Source organism: Nocardia otitidiscaviarum (assembly GCF_007362295.1).
Classification (GTDB): Bacteria; Actinomycetota; Actinomycetes; order Mycobacteriales; family Mycobacteriaceae; genus Nocardia; species Nocardia otitidiscaviarum.
The window spans coordinates 5,692,362-5,709,635 of the sequence record NZ_CP041695.1 but is presented as its reverse complement, the minus strand read 5'-3'; the positions used below and the strand labels follow the sequence as shown (position 1 = coordinate 5,709,635).

Below are 17,274 nucleotides of genomic sequence, written 5' to 3'. Positions count from 1 at the left end.
GGCTTTCCCTCGGAGGTGTCCATGTCGCCGCTCACTCCACCCCTGTCTCAGCGCCTCGACGGGCTGCGGAGTTCGGCGATTCGCGATCTGCTCAAACTCACCGCGCGCGCCGACATCATCAGCCTTGCCGGTGGTTTGCCCGATGCCGAACTCATGCCGCGTGACCGCATCGCCCGCGCCGCCGACGCCGCCCTCACGGACCGTTCGCGCTTGCAGTACACCGAATCGCCGGGCTGGGGTCCGCTGCGCGAGGTGCTGGCGGCACGTGAGTCCACCCGCCTGGCCCGCCCGGTGCCGGTCGACGAGGTGTTCGTCACGCACGGTTCGCAGCAGGCGCTGTCCCTGCTCGCCGAGGTGCTGCTCGATCCGGGTGCGCTGGTGGTGGTCGAGGATCCGGCCTATGTGGGTGCGTTGCAGGTCTTTCGCGCCGCCGGGGCGCGAATCGAGGCCGTGCCCCTGGACGCCGACGGCATGCGCCTCGACGTCCTGCGCGAACTGCTGGCCCGCGGCGAGCGGCCCGCCGTCGTGCACACCGTCAGCAACTTCCACAATCCCGGTGGTGTCACGCTCCTGTCGGACCGTCGCCGGGAGCTGGCCGAACTCGCCGAGACGTACGGTTTCTGGATCATCGAGGACGACCCGTACGGTGAGCTCTGGTTCGACCGGCCGTCCCCCGATCCGGTGGCCACCTACTCGCCCAACGTGATTCGGCTGTCGAGCTCGTCCAAGATCCTCGCACCCGCGCTGCGGGTGGGCTGGATGGTCGCGCCCACCCGGGTGTGCCGCGCGGTGGAACTCCTCAAGCAGGGTGCGGACCTGTGCGGTTCCGCGCTCACCCAGCAGATCGTGACCGACCTCCTCGCCGACGCCGAATGGCTGGCCGCGCATGTCGACTCCGTGCGCACCGCCTACGGCTCCCGGGCCAAGGCGCTCGTCGACGCGGTGCGCGCCCGCTTCGGCGACGCCGTGGTCAGCACCGACGCCGCGGGCGGCATGTTCGTCTGGGTGGATTTCGCCGACGGCACCGATACCGACGCCCTGCTGCCCGCCGCCCTGGACGCGGGCGTCGCGTACGTGCCCGGTTCGGCCTTCGCGGTCGCCACCGACTACAGCCACGCCATGCGCCTGTGCTTCACCACCTCCGACGCGGAGACCCTGGGCCGGGCGGTCGACCGCCTGGCCGGTGCCCACGCCGCCGTGCGGGGCTGACCGTCCACGGTCCGAGGACCGGAACGTATCGTCTTCCCCGACACGGGATCACGGCTGCCCCCGTGCGGTCGACGGAAGGAATGCGGTGCGATTCGGTGCTGTCCCCGGCGGTTTCGGCGATTCCCTGCCCGGCTCGACGGCCGCATGCCATGACCGCGATCGTGGCGGACCTCGATCGGCGGGGTGGTGCCGGAGCCGGATTCCGGCTCATACCCGCGTGATTCGCCCGCTCACACCCAGTCGTAGGTGCGTTCCACCGCCTTGTTCCACTCGGCCATGAGCCGGTCGCGGTCGGTATCGGTCATGGTGGACTTCCAGCGCCTGTCCTCCGACCAGTTGGCGCGGATGTCCTCCGTGCCGGCCCAGTAGCCGACCGCCAACCCGGCCGCGTAGGCGGCTCCGAGCGCGGTGGTCTCGGTGACGACCGGGCGCACCACCGGAGCGTCCACGATATCGGCCTGGAACTGCATGAGCAGGTCGTTGACCACCATGCCGCCGTCGACCTTGAGGGTCACCAGCTCCACGTCCAGCCGCTGGGCGGCCGCGTCGGCGCGCATGGCGTCGAGGACCTCCCGGGTCTGAAAAGCCGTGGCCTCCAGGGCCGCTCGGGCGAAGTGGCCCTTGTTGGCGAATCGGGTCAGCCCCACCGCCACGCCGCGGGCGTCGGGACGCCAGCGCGGTGCGAACAGTCCCGAGAACGCGGGCACGATGTAGACGCCGCCGTTGTCGGGTACCGACCGGGCCAGCTCCTCCACATCGTCGGCGGTGCTGATCAGGCCGAGATTGTCGCGCAGCCACTGCACCAGCGAGCCGGTGACCGCGATGGAGCCCTCCAGCGCGTAGACGGCCGGTTCCGCACCGAGCCGATAGCAGACGGTGGTGAGCAGTCCGTGCTCGCTGAACACCGGGGTGGTGCCGGTGTTCATCAGCATGAAATTGCCGGTGCCATAGGTGTTCTTGGCCTCGCCGGGGGACAGGCACGCCTGTCCGAAGGTGGCGGCCTGTTGATCGCCGAGAATGCCCGCCACCGGAACGCCGCGCAGCGCACCGGAGGTGATGTCCGCGTACACCTCCGACGAACTGCGGATGGTGGGCAGCATCGCGACGGGCACACCGAATTCCGCGCAGATCTCCGGATCCCATTGCAGGGTGCGCAGATCCATGAGCATGGTGCGCGAGGCGTTGGTGACGTCGGTGATGTGCTCGCCGGTGAGGTTCCACAGCACCCAGCTGTCGATGGTGCCGAAGCAGAGTTCGCCGTTCTCCCCGCGTTCCCGCGCCCCGGGTACGTGATCGAGAATCCAGCGCAGCTTGGGCCCCGCGAAGTAGGTGGACAGCGGCAGGCCGGTGCGATCGGCGTACCGGTTCGGGCCGTCACCGCCACCCAGTTCGCCGACCAGCGCGGCGGTGCGGGTGTCCTGCCAGACGATGGCATTGTGAATCGGCTTGCCGGTGCCGCGATCCCACACCACGGTGGTCTCGCGCTGATTGGTGACTCCGGCGGCGGCGATGTCACTCGCGCTCAGGCCGGTCTTCTCCAGGACTTCGGCGATCACGGATTCGGTATTGCGCCAAATGGTTTCGGCATCGTGCTCGACCCAGCCCGGCTGCGGAAAGATCTGCTCGTGCTCCCGTTGCGCGACGCCGACGATCGACCCGCGCTGGTCGAAGACGATGCACCGGCTCGAGGTCGTACCCTGATCGATGGCGGCCACATAGCGACGCATTGGAGCAGGCTACCGTGCGAACGGGCCGATACGGGCGGATGACACAGGCCCCGTCGTTCCTTCCTGTCGCGAACGACCGCGTTAGGCTGGTGTCCGGTTACCCGTGGGCAACCACACCAGAGCCACGAGCGTCATCGATACGAATGCCGCGTCGCCGGAGCCTCCGGCGCGCCGGTCGGCCGGAGGAGTCGAGCATGGCGAAGCACCCGCACTCTCAGTTCCTGGGCCCGGAGCAGCGTGCCGCTGCCTGGGAACGGCTCGGTAAGGAGCCGTTCGACGTGATCGTGATCGGCGGCGGCGTGGTGGGCGCGGGTATCGCGCTCGACGCCGCCACCCGCGGTCTGGAGGTGGCGCTGGTGGAGGCGCGCGATCTGGCGGCGGGCACCTCGAGCCGCTCCTCCAAGATGTTCCACGGCGGCCTGCGCTACCTGGAGATGTTCGAGTTCGGGCTGGTGCGCGAGGCGCTGCGGGAGCGGGAGCTGGCGCTGTCCAAGCTCGCGCCGCATCTGGTGAAGCCGCTGAAGTTCCTCTACCCGCTGACCCATTTCGGCTGGGAGCGCCCCTATGTGTCCGCGGGCTTGCTGCTGTACGACACCATGGGCGGCGCGAAATCCGTTCCCGGACAGCATCATCTGACCCGGCACGGGGCGCTGCGGCTGGCGCCCGGGCTCAAGCGCAGCGCGCTGACCGGCGGCGTCACCTACTACGACACGCTGGTCGACGATGCCCGTCACACCATGACGGTGGCGCGCACGGCCGCCCACTACGGGGCGACCATCCGCACCTCCACCCAGGTGGTCGGCTTCCTGCGCGAGGCCGACCGGGTGGTCGGAGTGAAGGTGCGCGACAGCGAGGACGGCCGCACCACCGAGGCCCGCGCCAGCGTGGTCATCAATGCCACGGGCGTGTGGACCGACGAGATCCAGGCGCTGTCGCATGTGCGCGGCCGATTCCATGTGCGAGCCTCCAAGGGCGTGCACATCGTGGTGCCGCGCGACCGCATCGCCAGCGACGCGGCCCTGATCCTGCGCACACCCACCTCGGTGCTGTTCGTGATCCCGTGGGGCAGCAACCACTGGGTGGTCGGCACCACCGACACCGACTGGAATCTCGATCTGGCGCATCCGGCCGCCACCAAGGCCGATATCGACTACCTGCTCGACCGCATCAACGAGGTGCTGGTCACGCCGCTCACGCACGCCGATATCACCGGTGTGTACGCGGGCCTGCGCCCGCTGCTGGCGGGGGAGAGCGACGAGACCTCCAAGCTGTCGCGCGAACACGCCGTGGCTCGGATCGCGCCCGGCCTGGTGGCGATCGCGGGCGGCAAGTACACCACCTACCGGGTGATGGCCTACGACGCCGTCGACGCGGCGCTGGTGGACATCCCGCGCCGGGTGTCGCCGTCGGTGACCGAGAAGGTGCCGCTGCTCGGCGCGGACGGCTATCACGCCCTGCTCAACCAGGTCCCGCATCTCGCCGAGAAGTACGGCGTGCACCCCTACCGCATCGAGCACCTGCTCAACCGCTACGGCTCCCTCATCGACGAGGTGCTCGGCCTGGCGGACGGCAAACCCGATCTGCTGCAACCGATCACCGCCGCCCCCGCCTACCTCCAGGTGGAGGCCGTGTACGCGGCGGCAGCCGAAGGCGCGCTGCACCTGGACGACATCCTGGCCCGCCGCACCCGCATCTCCATCGAATACGCCGACCGCGGCGTCGACTGCGCCGACCAGGTGGCGCGCCTGGTCGCTCCCGTCCTCGGCTGGGAGGACGCCGACATCGCCCGCGAGGTGAGCACCTACCAGGCCCGTGTGCGCGCGGAGATCGAATCCCAGACCCAGCCCGACGACACCTCCGCCGACGCGCTGCGCCTGGAAGCGCCGGAGGCGCGCCGGGAGGTCTTGGACCCGGTCCCGCTCACCGCCGACTGATCGACAGCTCCGGCGATACGGCGAGCGCCCCACCTGTGGTGGGGCGCTCGCATTCGCTTCGGCGGGGTGAGATCAGTTGGGCCGGTGGAGTTCTCCGGTGCTCACCCGCGTGGTGAAGGAGCTCCACTCGCTGGCGGTGAAGATCAGCGCGGGGCCGGTTGGGTTCTTGGAATCGCGGACGCCGACCATGCCGCCGTCGAGATATGCGATCTCTACGCATTCGCCACCATGCTGGCTGTGGCTGCTCTTGAACCAGTGCGTGTCGGAGAGATCAATGCCCACTTCCGTACTCCCTTGCTAACTGCCTGAGCAACTGTCGGCTGGTGGTGCAGTCGAGCGCCGCGTTCCGTATTCGATCGTATGACCGTGCGAAGCTCACCACGTCGTCCGCGTCCTCAATGTACAAGTTGCCCACCACGCCTTCCAGAAACACCACAGGCGGCTCGACCGGCTCGCCGGGTGCGGATTCCCCGTACTGCAGTACGACGAAGGGCGGCATCGAGATCCCGCTCGGAAAGCCTGCGGCGAAGGGGAGTACGCGAAGCTCGACGTTCTCGTCGGTCGACCTATCGGCCAGGTGCCGTAGCTGTGCGGCCATAACGCCTCGGCTGCCAGCGATTCGGTGCAGTGCGGCCTCACCGACCACGACATCCAATCGGACGGGCTGGGTCTTGCGCGTGACTATGCGCTGGCGCTGCATCTTCAACTGCACGCGCCGCTCCCGCTCGTCGTCGGTATCGTCCGGTCGGCTCGTTGCCAGCGCCCGGTCGTAGTCGGCGATCTGCAACAGCCCCGGCACCAACTCCGGCTGGTACGTAATGATTCTCGCCGCCGCGGCCTCGAGCCCCACATACACGTCGAAGTCCTTGGGGATCAGATCCCCGTACTGATGCCACCAGTTCTTGACATTCGCCTGTCTCGCCAACCCCACCAACGCCGCGGTCAAATCCTCCGGCACACCGTACAAATCACACGCGGCCTGGATATCCCGCGACTTGATCCGCGAATTCTCCCCCTTCTCCAGCCGACCAAGACTGGTCGCCCCGATCTCCAAGAGCTGTGCGGCTTTCGCCTGGGTGTATCCGGCGCGGCTGCGCCACTCCAGCAGATACCGGCCGAGCTGACGCCGCGGCAGCGTCGAACCCGCCTCACCGTTCGCCTGGGTCATCGCATCCTCCGATTCGGGGAGGTCGAGTTCACCGTTCCGAAGAAATGCTCCCACCTGCACCGGTGCCCGTTCAGCGATTTCCGGGCACTTCTTTCGGCCCCGCCGTTTCGGCCCGCGTGTCGCCGCCGCGAGGTGTGTCATCGAAACCAGCCCGACACCCCCACATCCCGACAGAACGGACTCACCATGAGATTTCGCCCCACCGCGATCGGCTACCTGCGCTCCGACATCAGCGGCCTCCGCCAAGCCTGGGACGAGTCCCAGATCCGCGGCCTCGCCTCCCGCCGCGGCTTCGACTTCGCCAAGATGATCGTCCTCGACGGCCGCACCGGCAAACCACCCCTCGCGGCCCTGAAATCCACCATCACCCGCATATCCGCCAGCGCCGTCTTCGTCCCCAGCACAGCCCATTTCGACGGCGACACCGTACCCCCCGCCCTCCTGAACGTCGTAGCCGTGATCACCATCGACCCGGACAACACCTACCCCCGATCCGATGCCGACCCACGGCGATGACACCCCGGCACCGACCGGCGACGACCAGCCGCTCGGCTGGATCCAATTCCACGACGGAACTTGGGCTTTCCTATGGCCCGATGGACATATCGGCCCTCCGCTCCCGATCCTCGAACTGACGCAGACGACCCGTACCGCGACAGTGTGCGACTCCGACTGACCTAGGCTGAACGCACTGATCTGCCGATTCTCGGGCGCGAACACGGAAGTCGACTCCGTGCTTCACCACATCAGGAAGATCGCCTCCAGGCCCACGGCATAGCCGATGACCGCTGCGGCCACACCACCGAGCACCAATACGAGCCATGATCTGCCGCGCCACCGAAGCGTCACTACCACGAGGGTGGTGAACACGAGAATTCCGATGAGCAAAGCTACGGCAGGTGCGTAATCGGTATGCATAACGAATCCAGGTGCACGATCGGACTCCACGCTCGTTGAATCGGCGCAGTGGGAGTCGACGTTTCGCCGAGCCGGCCGCCATGTTTGCCAATCGGTGTCTACGATCTTCGTGCTGTCGACATTTCAAGAACTCAACCGGCAGAATATCGGCCGAAAGCACGCTTAAGTCGGCAAGGCATGCGAGTCCGGGGCAGTACACACCTGGAACCGCCCACAACGATCGGGAGTTGAGATGAGGCGCAAGGCAATCGCTGGATTGGCTGCCACCGCCGCGATGCTCGGCATGGGTGTAGCGATGATGGGGTCCGGTACGGCTCAGGCGGCAGCGCCATCGGATTGTGGTTTGCAGCGGGACGCGTTCAGCGCCTCAGCCCAATGCCCGGTGGGCGGCGACGCGTTCTACGACCTGACCGTCGATTGCTGGGGCCTGAACTGGCCGTTCGGCGGGGGCCCGGCGATCGGCCCGTACAGCTACACGGTTTCCACCCTGGCCAGTGGCCCGAACGTGACCGCGCACTGCGCCATGGGGGCCGGGATTACCGGCGTGGTTACCAACGCCTACATCACCCCTCGTGATATCTAGAGCTGGTCGGGAGGGGTCCGGGCCAGCGCCGCGGCGAGACGTACTCCTCTGCCGAGTTCAGGAAACCGGCCTTATCCCGCACTCCCCAGCGCCCGTACGGTGTCAGAAGGCCAATTCTGCTGCAATAGTGCGAGACTAGCCCGGATGATCTTGCTGCAAGCTGCCCGTGCCGCATCCGCTCCTGTCTCGTCCCGCGCGGTCCGCAGCGGCCGGCGCACTAACTAGCTGAAGATCAACGGCCCGGGTATCTCGAGGCCGTCGTGGTGTCCGCACGTAGCCGAGTTGAGTGCGGTGTCCGTGATCGAAACCCGCACGATTGCATTGTGCGAACCGGCCGACGCGTTAGAGGTTATCGATTGCGGTGCCCAAGTCGTCGCCGTAACTCGACCAGCAGAAGATCGGTTCGCCCGCTGTTCCTCGGTTGCCCATGTACCACTCGGCATCGTCCACGCACCGGGCGAGGCACAGGCCACTGAAATCCAGGATCAGATCCACGTTCAATGGATCTGACTGGTCGGAGCCGTTCGGGGCCAGGTATACCCGGGTGCTGGGATCCAGCAGAACAGCACTCTCGGATTTAGCGCGTCGCCGGATCTCATCGATGGTCCACCCATCCGGAAGCAGTTGACCGTCCACAATACCCTCCATCCCTACGGGGATATCCTGTCATGCCGCATACCGCGCTGACCAAACCGGCCGCAGCTGGATGTCAAGCTGAACCCTGACGATGTAGCCAAATGCTGTGGAAGGCTGGATCGATGCAGCTGATCGATAGCGAGGGCCACGGGGTAGAGCTACGCATTGTGGGCTACCAATTCCCGGATGCTGCCGATCTGCGAATACGACGGAGTTGGCTCGTCATCGAGGGGTCTGCCTACTCTCCGCAAGGCGACTGGCCCTTTCGCTGGCAGGCGATGACACCCCCGGAAGCGGTGGCCCTGAAACAGTGGCTGCAACGGGTTGCGAATGTGCTGGTCGGTGGCGAACGTCCCATTACACAGCTGAGGTTCACCGAGCCCAATCTCGCGTTGTCCTTCGATACGAGCGAAGCGGAGCCGATCGAGTTGAGTATCAGCCTGGACCTCGAGTTTTCACCACCGTGGCAACGACGTACTCGCGCGGGCAACCCGTATGTCGTCTCCTGTCGTCTCACTGGTGGGTCCATCTCAGCTGCGGCGTCTGAATGGGCCACCGAGATCGAGCCGTATCCGGGATGATAGGCAGTCCGTGTCAGGGCGAATACACGATTCTGCCGCTGCTTGCGCGGGTTGGCGCGGGCTGCGGTATCCGCCGACGAACGTACTGATCTGCCGAGTACAGCGCGTCGAACTGCCGCCCGGTGGCGCGGCGTGTACGTCGACTGCGCCGACCAGGTGGCCCGCCTGGTCGCTCCCGTGCTCGGCTGGGAAGAGGCCGATATCGCTCGCGAGGTGAGCACCTACCAGGCCCGTGTGCGCGCGGAGATCGAATCCCAGACCCAGCCCGACGACACTTCCGCCGACGCGCTGCGCCTGGAAGCGCCGGAGGCGCGCCGGGAAGTCCTGGACCCGGTTTCGCTCACCGCCGACTGATCGAAGGGGATAGCGATACGGCGAGCGCCCCACCTGCGGTGGGGCGCTCGTGGTGCTGGGTGCTCCGTAGGCCGGAAAGTATGTCTTTCACCTGCGCACTCTGTTCCAAGCGGATGCCAATGGTTCGTTAATGCCCGGCGGTTAGCGTCCTCGGCGAGGGCCGTCCCATCGGCCGGTGCAGGAGTACGAAGTGACGGATCAGGATGGGCAGGTGGGCAACCGGGTCTACGAGGTTCGGTTCGGTTTCACCGTGCAGGATGTATCGACGATCTCCGTGTGCGCGGGATTCGCTCTCGTTGCTTTCCTTCCCGGCTGTCCGCTCCTGCTACGGATCGCATGCCTGGGGTTCTTCGGCGGGGGTGGTCTGGTCTACCTCTACCAGATCCTGAACCTGACGTGGTCACGTCGTGTCGCCTTGCGTGTTGACGCCACCGGTATCACGCTGGGCGAGTCTCCGATCCTGGGTCACCGGAAAGGGATTGTGCGCGTTCCGTGGTGCCAGCTCACCTCGGTTGCGGTGGTGACAGAACCTGGGCGCCATCCCTTGACCTACATCTGCGTGGCTACGCGAGATCGACCATCGGCATTGCCGAATCCGCCCGCCTCATGGCGAGACGGCGTCCACGATTTCGGCATTCCACACCCGTCACCGGGACTGTTCACGGCGAGCCGGCGGATCATCGGCTGGGAATTGAATCGCACGCGGCTGGAGCAAGCTGTGAAGCAGAATGCTCCGGGGGTCGACGTGCTGTACTTCAGCTGATACTGCCGCCCGCGGCCAGTTGTCGCGCCCGCTCGCCGCGTCTGACCCCCACCGGATGTCGCCGCCGCGAGGTGTGTCATCGAAACCGGCTCGACACCCACATCCCGACAGAACGGACCCCATCGTGAGATTTCGCCTCACCGCGATCGGCTACCTCCGGTTGATCCACGCAGGACGCCAGACCCCACAACAGGCATTGGACACCGCAGCCGCCGCGACCCGGCAGGCTCATGAGGCTGCCGCGGTGCCCAGGTGGGGGCCTGTTGCGGCTGGTGTGCTCACGGCGCTGGCCATGCTGCTGATCGAGACGGTGATCGAGGACAATCTGTCGCTGGTGGTCAGAGCGATCCTTGTGGTCGCCGGAATCGCCATCATCGTTGCGAATTTCAAGGTCCTCTGGTGGATGCGGGATCTGCGGCGTGCACGCGGGGTCGTCCCGCGTGAGCCATCGCCGTGGAAGGACGAGGCCGTGTGGTGGCCGCGCTCGTCATCGTGCCGTGCCAGGTCTGGGTGAACTCCGAGTACCGGGTGTGGCCGCGGCTGCTGACCAGTCTGATTCTGGGCGTGTGGATTTGGTACGTGTCGGCACGCCCGTCGGGGAAACCGCGATTGCGGCATGCGCCATGGAAGAACTGAACGAACTGTTCGCGACTGTGCCACGCCTCAAGCTCGTGGCATTCCTCGACGGCTGCGCCGAGGCCGAATTCCTCGTCATCGCCGAGATGTGCGATCTCAACAAATCCACCCTGTCCAAAGCGATGACCACACTCGAGAGCGCCGGCTACCTCGACGTCACCAAGGGCTACGTCGGCGTAAACCCAGAACCTGGCTGGCCCTGACCCCCAAGGGCCGCACCGCCTACCACGCTCACCTAGCCGCCCTCGCCGCCCTCACCCGCAAAGGCGGACAGGCCGCGCCTGAACCGTGACCGAATCTCGAGCGGTCCTGCGGACGCATCGCCTGTGCGAAATCCTATCGACTGCGGTAGGCCACTACGTCGGTACGGTCAGCGCCCGCACCATCGACCGCACGTTCTGGAGATTGCGGCCGTAGTCGACGGTCGTGATCGGAAGGCGCGGACGACTGGAGACCGCCACAGTGCTGCCGTCGAGCCGCTCGGCTACCACCACCTGCAGGTTCTCGCCCCAGCTCATCCATGACACCTTCGTGCGCGCGGTGAGTACACCAGCGGCTGGATCGCGCCGCGTGATGGTCGCCGGTACCTCGGCCAGTACTCGTTCGGCCATCGCGAACGCCTCCCCGGCGGGCCGCTGCACGTCGATCGAAACCTGCTGGCGCACCGCGGCTCCGAGCTCGTGGCCGGTGCCATCGCGTCGTGCCCGCATCATGGACAGTCCAGTGATGATGGCACCGAACAGGAGCCCGCCGATCAATCCGGCGATCACCCCAGCCCACACGGAGCCGGAGATCAATCCCAGATAGAGCGCCATCACAATGCCGAAAACCAGGCCGCTGCGCAGAAATATCCGGGTTGCCCCGCGCCAGAGAGGACTCATGGTCGGCAGCCTACTGAACTCGTCGAGGCCGACTGCCTGCTGAGTGCCGCCGGACAGCTATTGAGTGCCGTGCCGTCGACCGATCATCCGACGACTATGCTCGTTTCTCCGGACGCACTGATCTGCCGCGACCCGCGCGTTGGAGGACCATCCAAATCCCTTGGCCAACAGGCGGACCCCGGCACGCGATCATGCAACTCGATGCCGGACTGGCCCAGGGCGCTATCCAGGACCGGGATCTGGTCGAGGCCGGGTACGCCCTGGTCCAGGTAGACATCCGGGGAATCGGTGTCTCCGAAGGCGATTGGCAGCTTTGCGGCCCACAGGGTGCCTTCGAAAGCGTGGCCGTAGGTCGGTCCGGGGCGGTGCTCGACGAACAAGATGCCGGCGTCGATGGAGTGAGCGATCGGAACCCATTGGTGGGCATGGCCGTAAAGTGCTTCCTCGGGCATTCCCGACGCTCGATTCTCGGCGCTGAAGGTAGTGCGCCATTCGTGACCGTCGAGGATCCGGTCGATCGAGTCGAGCATGTACGCCATCGGCAGGAACTCGGCGCCTTCGACGGCATTCCCGTCGACGTACACAGTGCCGTTGTGATGTTCGAGCAGTGCCCGGACGTCGGGGTGCAGCGCGAAACCCTGGCCAGCTTCCAGTTGCGCGATCTGTTCGGCGGTGGCGCCGGGTTGCAGAGTCGCGACGGAGGCGGGTGAGTACCTGCCGAGCTGATGCAGGAAACGAGTCCAAACATGGTCGAAGGTGCGCGGAGCGGGATGGGTCATTCGGTGACCATGGCGACGGGCACCGCCACCGCCCGGGCGCAGGCGCGTTAGATGTGGAGGGCATCCAACGCACCGTAATGCCGCTGATCGCGCCGACCGCCCGAAGATGCTGGCGCTCACCGGCCGCCACGCCGATGGATGGATTCCTGGCCACCTCGCCGACTGGCGCAGCCTCGAAGTCACCCGGGGCCGACCCATCATCGACGAGGCCGCCGCGCCGCGGGCCGAAATCCCGCCGACATCGCCACCATCTACAACGTCGCGGGCACCATCTCCCGCGACCCGCTGCCCCGGACCCGCACCGCGGAAGGCCGCTGGATCGGAGGCTCGGTCACCCAGTGGGTGGAGGAACTGACCTACGCCGTCACCGAGCACCGCGCCGGTGCGTTCATCTACCTGACCCGCCCCGGCGACATCATCAGCGACGACACGGTCGACCGGTGGGCATTCGAGGTGGTGCCCGGCCTGCGAGTCGAACTGCGGGAACCTCCGACCGAGGTCACCCACCACACCACACGACGGTGGGCGACCCGCAACCAAACAACCGGAAAGGGACTGCTGCGGGGATCGGGGCGAGCTGACATGCTGTCCAGGTGGTAGCGGGACAGGAGGCAACGATGTCGGGTGAGTTGGTGAAGGTCGTTTTCCGGCTGCCGCAAGATGAGGGCGGATGGCCTCCTGCCGGGGCCGAGAGCATGTGGGCGAACCGGCGCAACGGTGATTGTGTTGAGCTGAACAACATCCCGTTCTTCGTTCGTGGGTTCGCGTCCGGGGACGTTGTGCGGGTCGCCGCTGATGACGATGGCGTGTTGTGGGTCGAGGAAGTGGTGGAGTATTCCGACAACTGCACCATTCGCATCATCCCGATCGGTGGCGGCGGTGAGGTTGCGGCCAGGCAGGCGGTGTTGGATGCGTTCGCGCCGTTGGGGGTTGAGGGCGAGGGCCTGGCCCAGTTCAACCTGGTCGCCCTGCATGTGCCGGCCAGTGCCGACCTGCACGCGGTGAAACGGCTGGTGGTTGTGGGCGAGGAGGAGGGTCGGTGGCATTACGAGGAAGGTTCCGTCACCGATGAATGGCGGGCGGCGGCTGGCCTGTAGTGCCGAGCTGTCCACTACTTCCGACGCCACCGGCGCGCGTATCCAGCGACCTCGGCGTGTCAGGCGAATGCCCCGTAATGCCGAAGGCAGGGAGCAAACCCCTCGCGTGGATCAGCTGAAGCTGTAAGAATCCGACCAGTGGGCAACTCTGCCGCGTTTCCGGCGTTTCGGACATTCGAGATCGCTGAGGCGCTAGACGTGGTCGACCGGCTGTTGGAGTTGGCTACTGAGGTTGTTTTGGTAATGTCGTCATTGCAGGCCGGTTTCGGTGAGGCAGCCGTCGATGAGCCCGGACCGGTATTGGATGCGGCGTAGCCGACTGCGGACGGCGGTCATCAGGTGAGCTGGGTCGGTGAACAGCGTGTTGGCCAAGCCGCGTCGCAGCAGCGACCAGATGCCTTCCACCGGGTTGAGCTCCGGTGCGTAGGAAGGCAACTGGAAGACGGTGAGCCAGTCCCGGGCGGCGGCGATCGACCGCATCCGCGCCGAGGTGTGGGTATTGAGGTTGTCCCAGAGCAACACGATCGGTTCACCGAGTTGGGCGTGTGCGGCATCGAGCAGGTCGCGATAGTCGTTCTCCGACATGCTCTTTCGATCGCTCACCCGGATGTGGCGGCGGGGCCGGTAGATCAGCCGGGATCGATGGCCGGGTTTGTGGCAGGTCAGTGCGGCGATCGAGACCTGCCGCCGCGACCTACCTCGCACGGTGACGATCGGAGTATGGCCACGCTGGGACCAGGTGCGGGCGGTCGGCGACGTCACCCGTGAACCCGGTCTCGTCCTCGAAGACGAGCCGGGCATCGAGCGCCGCCGCGGTCGTTTTACCCGCGGCCACGTATCCTTCACCCAGTCGGCGATCGCGTCCTCGCTGCGTTCGACCGCCCGACGGGCCGCCGATCACGGTGGTGATTCGGGCCAGGGTCCAGCGCTGGTCGGGCCAGCCGTGCGCGACCGCGCGCTTGGCCAGCTCGGCTTCCAACACCGCGAAGTGATCATCGGAGAGCAGCGGCAGCGATGGTGGCCCCTTCGACCGCACCCCAACCGGGTACCCCGCCCACCACCGAACAGCGTCAAGCCCAGCGACACAACGAATTCAATCTCGGTAAGCCCAGCGAGGTCGAGGTCGATTTCGACATTCGGGTGACATCAGCAGAGGCCCTTGACCCGTTGACGGCACTGCTGCCCCAGGCTGACTGGTGGGCCTATCGACCCGATCAGGACCCCTGCGCCCCAGTCCCGTGGTCGGAAAGTGGCGACGATCTACACGGAAGCTTGCCGATACACCTCAGACACTGGTGTAGAACCGGGATCGGTCGAATCCGTACTGGAGGCCGCTGGGGGCGAGATGGCGGCTGTTCGATGGGATTTCGATTCTTGGCTGCCCGTACCCGAACTCGGACTGGACCACACGTGCCGGTGTGCCTTCATCACGGTGAGTTTCAACGCCCGGAGCATCTACCCGGACGTACCGGGCTCCGACCACACACCCTTTACATGCTCATTCGATACCCAAGTCGAGCCCGAGCGCTCCGAACTCGAAGAGCGTAGCCGCCCCGAGATCGGAAAGGCCGTCGGCCCACAGGTCGGCCCAGATGAAGAGTGACGATCCGAATTCTGAGCTTTGTCAGCAAGCCCGACCTCCAACACGGACACCTCGCAGCCGACCGGACCGGGCCGCAGCCGATCGACATACCGCCGGTGATCGCCCGGTTTGAGACGGCTACGTCAAAGTCGTCCTGCAGCAAGGTCGCGTTTCGCGCTGGCCTGCCGCGTGTTCGAGTGGATAGTGTCCGCACGAGTGGAGGATCTCGTTTTCGAGCTGCTGGTCTCGAACCTCTCCGAGATCAGCGCAGTGGAGATTGCGCTGATCCAGAGTGGATTCCGGGCCGTTCATGTTCGTGCCGAGCGAATGGCAACGACGCCCGAGCCCAAAGGGTTTCGGATCTTGTTGCACAGCCACCAGGGCGAAGCGCAGAATTCGATCGCGTTGTGATCACCGCCGTGGCAGATGATGCCGTGGTGAGGTCGGACACGTCGTTCGCTCATGCTGAGTGTGTGCCTTGTCGCGTCGCAATCACTCTTCGGCCACGCTGAGGGACCTACGGCAAAGAACAGCAAGAATTCGACTCGGCGACGAGCCCGAGAACGAGATTTCTCCGACGCCGACCGGACCTCGTCCGGTCGTACGCCATCCTGCTGGACGCAACCGTGTCGCGCCGAGTCGTTAGGTTTTCGGCAGCTACCGGCGCTACCTCCGTGCCGACCTACCGCCTCTTCTCACCGGTTCCTACTCGATGCCCGACGAGTTCGGCGGATGCCCCATAGGGTGACGATTATGTGAGTCAGGAGCCCTGCGACTGCGATGGCGATTCCCACACCCGCTACAGCGAGCCAGATCATCGCGCCCAGCAGTAAATGGAGCCCCACCCCGAAGCCGACCAGTAGTGGTACCGCCCACCGCGCGATGCCGAGGCGAAGGTGGGAAGAGTTGCTGCACTTCATGCCCCGGTCCCGGGCTTGATCGCGGTGACGTAGCGGATCCACGGATGCAGGTCCCCGGCACTGGCGACCTCGAACCCAGCGTCGGCGACCATCGGCTCGAGCAGGTGCAGCGGATTGTGCGCCATCGCCGGGCCGGTCAACGCCTCGATGAGGTGTTTGCCGAGTGGGTTCGCCGGCGGCCGGAACTCACCGATCAGCAATCGGCCACCTGGCCGCAGCACCCGCCACATCTCGCCCAGCGCGCGGCCCCGCAGATCCTCCGGAAGGTGATGCAGCATGAGGCAATTCGCCACGATGTCGAAGGACTCATCAGCAGCGGGCAACGATTCGGCGACGCCGGTGGTGTAGGTGCAATTCGGTGCGCCCGTGACCGCCCGGGCCCGCTGCAGCACTGTCGCGGAGGGATCCACCCCCACCACCGTTCCGGCGCCGACGACGACGGCCAGTTCGCGCGTCAAATATCCGGTGCCGCAACCGATGTCGAGGGCGCGGTCACCGCCGCGCGCGCCAACGAGTTCGGCCAACCGCCGATACACCCGCCCGCGGCGCCCGCCGAAGAACACCGCACCGAACAAGTCATACCCGACACCGTGATCGATGGTCAGTCCCTCGGTGCCGGGATCTGGACTGTTATGCAAGAGACGTCCGAGGCCCATGGCCCACTCCTTAACTTAGTGACGACTAAGATAGACCACAACTTAGTCGCAACTAAGTTATGGTGCAAGAGTGGTTAGGATGACGGCATGGCCCGTTCCCGCCCGTCGGCACCCCACGATCGGCCCCGCACTCGGCTCAGTGGCGCCGACCGGCGGGCATTGATCATCACCACCGCCACCGAGGTGTTCGCGGAGTCGGGCTACCAGCGGGCCACCATGGGGCAGATCGCCGCCCGCCTCGGCGTCACCGAGCCTGTACTGTTCCAGAACTTCGGCTCGAAGACCGGCCTCTATGCCGCGACCGTGGCACACGCCACCGGTCGCATGGTCGCGATGCTGAGCGACCTCGCGGCACGCGCCGATTCCGTCGGCGCGCTGCTGAGGCAGCTGCTGAGCCCTGACCACATCGACGAACTACACGCCCCGGGCTCGTTGGGTGTCATCTTCGCCGATGCCATGACTCTCGCTGCGGAACCAGCGATCGAAGCCGCCGTACGGCAGCACCTCGGCGACCTGGCAACAGCACTGTCGGAAATCGTCGCACGCGGCCAAAACGACGGCGAGCTGCACACCGGCCTCGACCCCGAGGCTGTTGCCTGGATGCTCCTGTCATTCCTGTCCGCGCACCGATTCCGGACCGCGGTCATGCCCGACCGGCGGCGCCTCGAAGAACGCATCGCCGCAATGACTTTGAACATGATACTACCGTCCGGTGAGACCCCCACTCCAAGGCGCGACGACCATCGAGACCGGTAAACCGACAGCCGCCGGTGCGTGGGTCCCGCAGGGAACACCAGGCCGACGATGCAGCAGCGCAGCATCATTCGGCGTCGTTATTCTGCGTCGCCCC

The 17,274-nt window shown here is 66.1% G+C and carries 22 protein-coding genes; 13 read left to right on the top strand and 9 right to left on the bottom strand.

Annotation, left to right across the window (positions count from 1 at the left end; all coding sequences use genetic code 11):
• Window positions 1-21: 21 nt before the first annotated feature.
• On the top strand, window positions 22-1,209 hold the full coding sequence (locus FOH10_RS25710) for an aminotransferase-like domain-containing protein (RefSeq protein ID WP_143984318.1): 1,188 nt from the start codon (window positions 22-24) through the stop codon (window positions 1,207-1,209).
• Window positions 1,210-1,439: 230 nt separating this feature from the next.
• On the opposite strand, the gene glpK is transcribed toward FOH10_RS25710, so the two are convergent.
• Window positions 1,440-2,936, bottom strand: a complete 1,497-nt coding sequence (gene glpK, locus FOH10_RS25705) for a glycerol kinase GlpK (RefSeq protein WP_143982653.1) — start codon at window positions 2,934-2,936, stop codon at window positions 1,440-1,442.
• Window positions 2,937-3,130: 194 nt separating this feature from the next.
• Here glpK and glpD point away from each other — a divergent pair, with 194 nt between their 5' ends.
• On the top strand, window positions 3,131-4,870 hold the full coding sequence (gene glpD / locus FOH10_RS25700; RefSeq protein ID WP_143982652.1) for a glycerol-3-phosphate dehydrogenase: 1,740 nt from the start codon (window positions 3,131-3,133) through the stop codon (window positions 4,868-4,870).
• Between the two features lie 72 nt (window positions 4,871-4,942).
• On the opposite strand, the gene FOH10_RS25695 is transcribed toward glpD, so the two are convergent.
• Together FOH10_RS25695 and FOH10_RS25690 are read right to left on the bottom strand one after the other, a co-directional pair.
• Window positions 4,943-5,152 (bottom strand): DUF397 domain-containing protein, encoded by a 210-nt coding sequence (locus FOH10_RS25695; protein ID WP_143982651.1) that lies wholly within the window; start codon window positions 5,150-5,152, stop codon window positions 4,943-4,945.
• The gene (locus tag FOH10_RS25690) at window positions 5,142-6,038 is read right to left on the bottom strand and encodes a helix-turn-helix domain-containing protein (RefSeq protein WP_143982650.1); all 897 of its coding nucleotides are present in this window, start codon (window positions 6,036-6,038) and stop codon (window positions 5,142-5,144) included. The genes FOH10_RS25695 and FOH10_RS25690 overlap by 11 nt, the downstream gene beginning before the upstream one ends.
• A gap of 186 nt (window positions 6,039-6,224) precedes the next feature.
• Here FOH10_RS25690 and FOH10_RS25685 point away from each other — a divergent pair, with 186 nt between their 5' ends.
• Complete coding sequence (locus FOH10_RS25685; RefSeq protein ID WP_143982649.1) at window positions 6,225-6,554, top strand: hypothetical protein; 330 nt, start codon at window positions 6,225-6,227, stop codon at window positions 6,552-6,554.
• 634 nt (window positions 6,555-7,188) lie between these two features.
• Window positions 7,189-7,539, top strand: coding sequence for a hypothetical protein (locus tag FOH10_RS25680; protein WP_244961373.1), 351 nt, complete (start codon window positions 7,189-7,191; stop codon window positions 7,537-7,539).
• 342 nt (window positions 7,540-7,881) lie between these two features.
• Here the strand turns inward: FOH10_RS25680 and FOH10_RS25675 are convergent, their stop codons facing one another.
• Entirely contained in the window at window positions 7,882-8,175 is a 294-nt protein-coding gene (locus tag FOH10_RS25675) for a hypothetical protein (RefSeq protein WP_143982648.1), read from the bottom strand.
• 122 nt (window positions 8,176-8,297) lie between these two features.
• On the opposite strand from FOH10_RS25675, the gene FOH10_RS25670 reads away from it, so the two are divergent.
• The 5 genes from FOH10_RS25670 to FOH10_RS25650 all read left to right on the top strand — a co-directional run bounded on the left by FOH10_RS25670 (window position 8,298) and on the right by FOH10_RS25650 (window position 10,712).
• Window positions 8,298-8,756, top strand: coding sequence for a WapI family immunity protein (locus FOH10_RS25670; RefSeq protein ID WP_221937878.1), 459 nt, complete (start codon window positions 8,298-8,300; stop codon window positions 8,754-8,756).
• A 132-nt stretch (window positions 8,757-8,888) separates the two neighbouring features.
• On the top strand, window positions 8,889-9,110 hold the full coding sequence (locus FOH10_RS25665; protein ID WP_425326101.1) for a hypothetical protein: 222 nt from the start codon (window positions 8,889-8,891) through the stop codon (window positions 9,108-9,110).
• A 175-nt stretch (window positions 9,111-9,285) separates the two neighbouring features.
• Window positions 9,286-9,873 (top strand): hypothetical protein, encoded by a 588-nt coding sequence (locus FOH10_RS25660; RefSeq protein WP_143982646.1) that lies wholly within the window; start codon window positions 9,286-9,288, stop codon window positions 9,871-9,873.
• A gap of 124 nt (window positions 9,874-9,997) precedes the next feature.
• Entirely contained in the window at window positions 9,998-10,387 is a 390-nt protein-coding gene (locus tag FOH10_RS25655) for a hypothetical protein (RefSeq protein ID WP_143982645.1), read from the top strand.
• Between the two features lie 52 nt (window positions 10,388-10,439).
• Window positions 10,440-10,712, top strand: coding sequence for a transcriptional regulator (locus tag FOH10_RS25650; RefSeq protein ID WP_221937877.1), 273 nt, complete (start codon window positions 10,440-10,442; stop codon window positions 10,710-10,712).
• Window positions 10,713-10,865: 153 nt separating this feature from the next.
• On the opposite strand, the gene FOH10_RS25645 is transcribed toward FOH10_RS25650, so the two are convergent.
• Together FOH10_RS25645 and FOH10_RS34990 are read right to left on the bottom strand one after the other, a co-directional pair.
• Complete coding sequence (locus FOH10_RS25645) at window positions 10,866-11,390, bottom strand: hypothetical protein (protein WP_143982644.1); 525 nt, start codon at window positions 11,388-11,390, stop codon at window positions 10,866-10,868.
• A gap of 83 nt (window positions 11,391-11,473) precedes the next feature.
• Window positions 11,474-12,169, bottom strand: a complete 696-nt coding sequence (locus FOH10_RS34990; protein WP_186000587.1) for an SMI1/KNR4 family protein — start codon at window positions 12,167-12,169, stop codon at window positions 11,474-11,476.
• A 138-nt stretch (window positions 12,170-12,307) separates the two neighbouring features.
• Between FOH10_RS34990 and FOH10_RS25630 the strand changes: the two genes are divergently transcribed.
• Together FOH10_RS25630 and FOH10_RS25625 are read left to right on the top strand one after the other, a co-directional pair.
• Complete coding sequence (locus FOH10_RS25630; RefSeq protein WP_186000586.1) at window positions 12,308-12,769, top strand: hypothetical protein; 462 nt, start codon at window positions 12,308-12,310, stop codon at window positions 12,767-12,769.
• Window positions 12,770-12,786: 17 nt separating this feature from the next.
• Window positions 12,787-13,266: a DUF4265 domain-containing protein gene (locus FOH10_RS25625; protein WP_143982642.1), complete on the top strand. Its 480-nt coding sequence runs from the start codon at window positions 12,787-12,789 to the stop codon at window positions 13,264-13,266.
• Window positions 13,267-13,515: 249 nt separating this feature from the next.
• On the opposite strand, the gene FOH10_RS25620 is transcribed toward FOH10_RS25625, so the two are convergent.
• Both FOH10_RS25620 and FOH10_RS25615 read right to left on the bottom strand, forming a co-directional pair.
• Complete coding sequence (locus FOH10_RS25620; protein ID WP_244961372.1) at window positions 13,516-13,971, bottom strand: transposase; 456 nt, start codon at window positions 13,969-13,971, stop codon at window positions 13,516-13,518.
• A complete protein-coding gene (locus FOH10_RS25615) occupies window positions 13,961-14,248 on the bottom strand; it encodes a hypothetical protein (protein ID WP_221938080.1) in 288 nt (95 codons plus the stop codon). Before FOH10_RS25615 ends, FOH10_RS25620 begins: the two co-directional genes overlap by 11 nt.
• Window positions 14,249-15,064: 816 nt before the next feature.
• Here FOH10_RS25615 and FOH10_RS25610 point away from each other — a divergent pair.
• Window positions 15,065-15,259, top strand: a complete 195-nt coding sequence (locus FOH10_RS25610) for a hypothetical protein (RefSeq protein ID WP_143982641.1) — start codon at window positions 15,065-15,067, stop codon at window positions 15,257-15,259.
• Window positions 15,260-15,764: 505 nt separating this feature from the next.
• Here the strand turns inward: FOH10_RS25610 and FOH10_RS25605 are convergent.
• The gene (locus FOH10_RS25605) at window positions 15,765-16,406 is read right to left on the bottom strand and encodes a class I SAM-dependent methyltransferase (RefSeq protein WP_221937875.1); all 642 of its coding nucleotides are present in this window, start codon (window positions 16,404-16,406) and stop codon (window positions 15,765-15,767) included.
• A 177-nt stretch (window positions 16,407-16,583) separates the two neighbouring features.
• Between FOH10_RS25605 and FOH10_RS25600 the strand changes: the two genes are divergently transcribed.
• A complete protein-coding gene (locus FOH10_RS25600; protein WP_186000585.1) occupies window positions 16,584-17,180 on the top strand; it encodes a TetR/AcrR family transcriptional regulator in 597 nt (198 codons plus the stop codon).
• Window positions 17,181-17,274 lie beyond the last annotated feature (94 nt).

Bases quoted from the DNA above. Each gene is read 5' to 3' on its own strand.
- FOH10_RS25710 (WP_143984318.1), top strand. From the start codon at position 22: ATGTCGCCGCTCACTCCACCCCTGTCTCAGCGCCTCGACGGGCTGCGG.
- glpK (WP_143982653.1), bottom strand. From the start codon at position 2,936: ATGCGTCGCTATGTGGCCGCCATCGATCAGGGTACGACCTCGAGCCGG.
- glpD (WP_143982652.1), top strand. From the start codon at position 3,131: ATGGCGAAGCACCCGCACTCTCAGTTCCTGGGCCCGGAGCAGCGTGCC.
- FOH10_RS25690 (WP_143982650.1), bottom strand. From the start codon at position 6,038: ATGACCCAGGCGAACGGTGAGGCGGGTTCGACGCTGCCGCGGCGTCAG.
- FOH10_RS25685 (WP_143982649.1), top strand. From the start codon at position 6,225: ATGAGATTTCGCCCCACCGCGATCGGCTACCTGCGCTCCGACATCAGC.
- FOH10_RS25680 (WP_244961373.1), top strand. From the start codon at position 7,189: ATGAGGCGCAAGGCAATCGCTGGATTGGCTGCCACCGCCGCGATGCTC.
- FOH10_RS25670 (WP_221937878.1), top strand. From the start codon at position 8,298: ATGCAGCTGATCGATAGCGAGGGCCACGGGGTAGAGCTACGCATTGTG.
- FOH10_RS25645 (WP_143982644.1), bottom strand. From the start codon at position 11,390: ATGAGTCCTCTCTGGCGCGGGGCAACCCGGATATTTCTGCGCAGCGGC.
- FOH10_RS34990 (WP_186000587.1), bottom strand. From the start codon at position 12,169: ATGACCCATCCCGCTCCGCGCACCTTCGACCATGTTTGGACTCGTTTC.
- FOH10_RS25630 (WP_186000586.1), top strand. From the start codon at position 12,308: ATGGATTCCTGGCCACCTCGCCGACTGGCGCAGCCTCGAAGTCACCCG.
- FOH10_RS25625 (WP_143982642.1), top strand. From the start codon at position 12,787: ATGTCGGGTGAGTTGGTGAAGGTCGTTTTCCGGCTGCCGCAAGATGAG.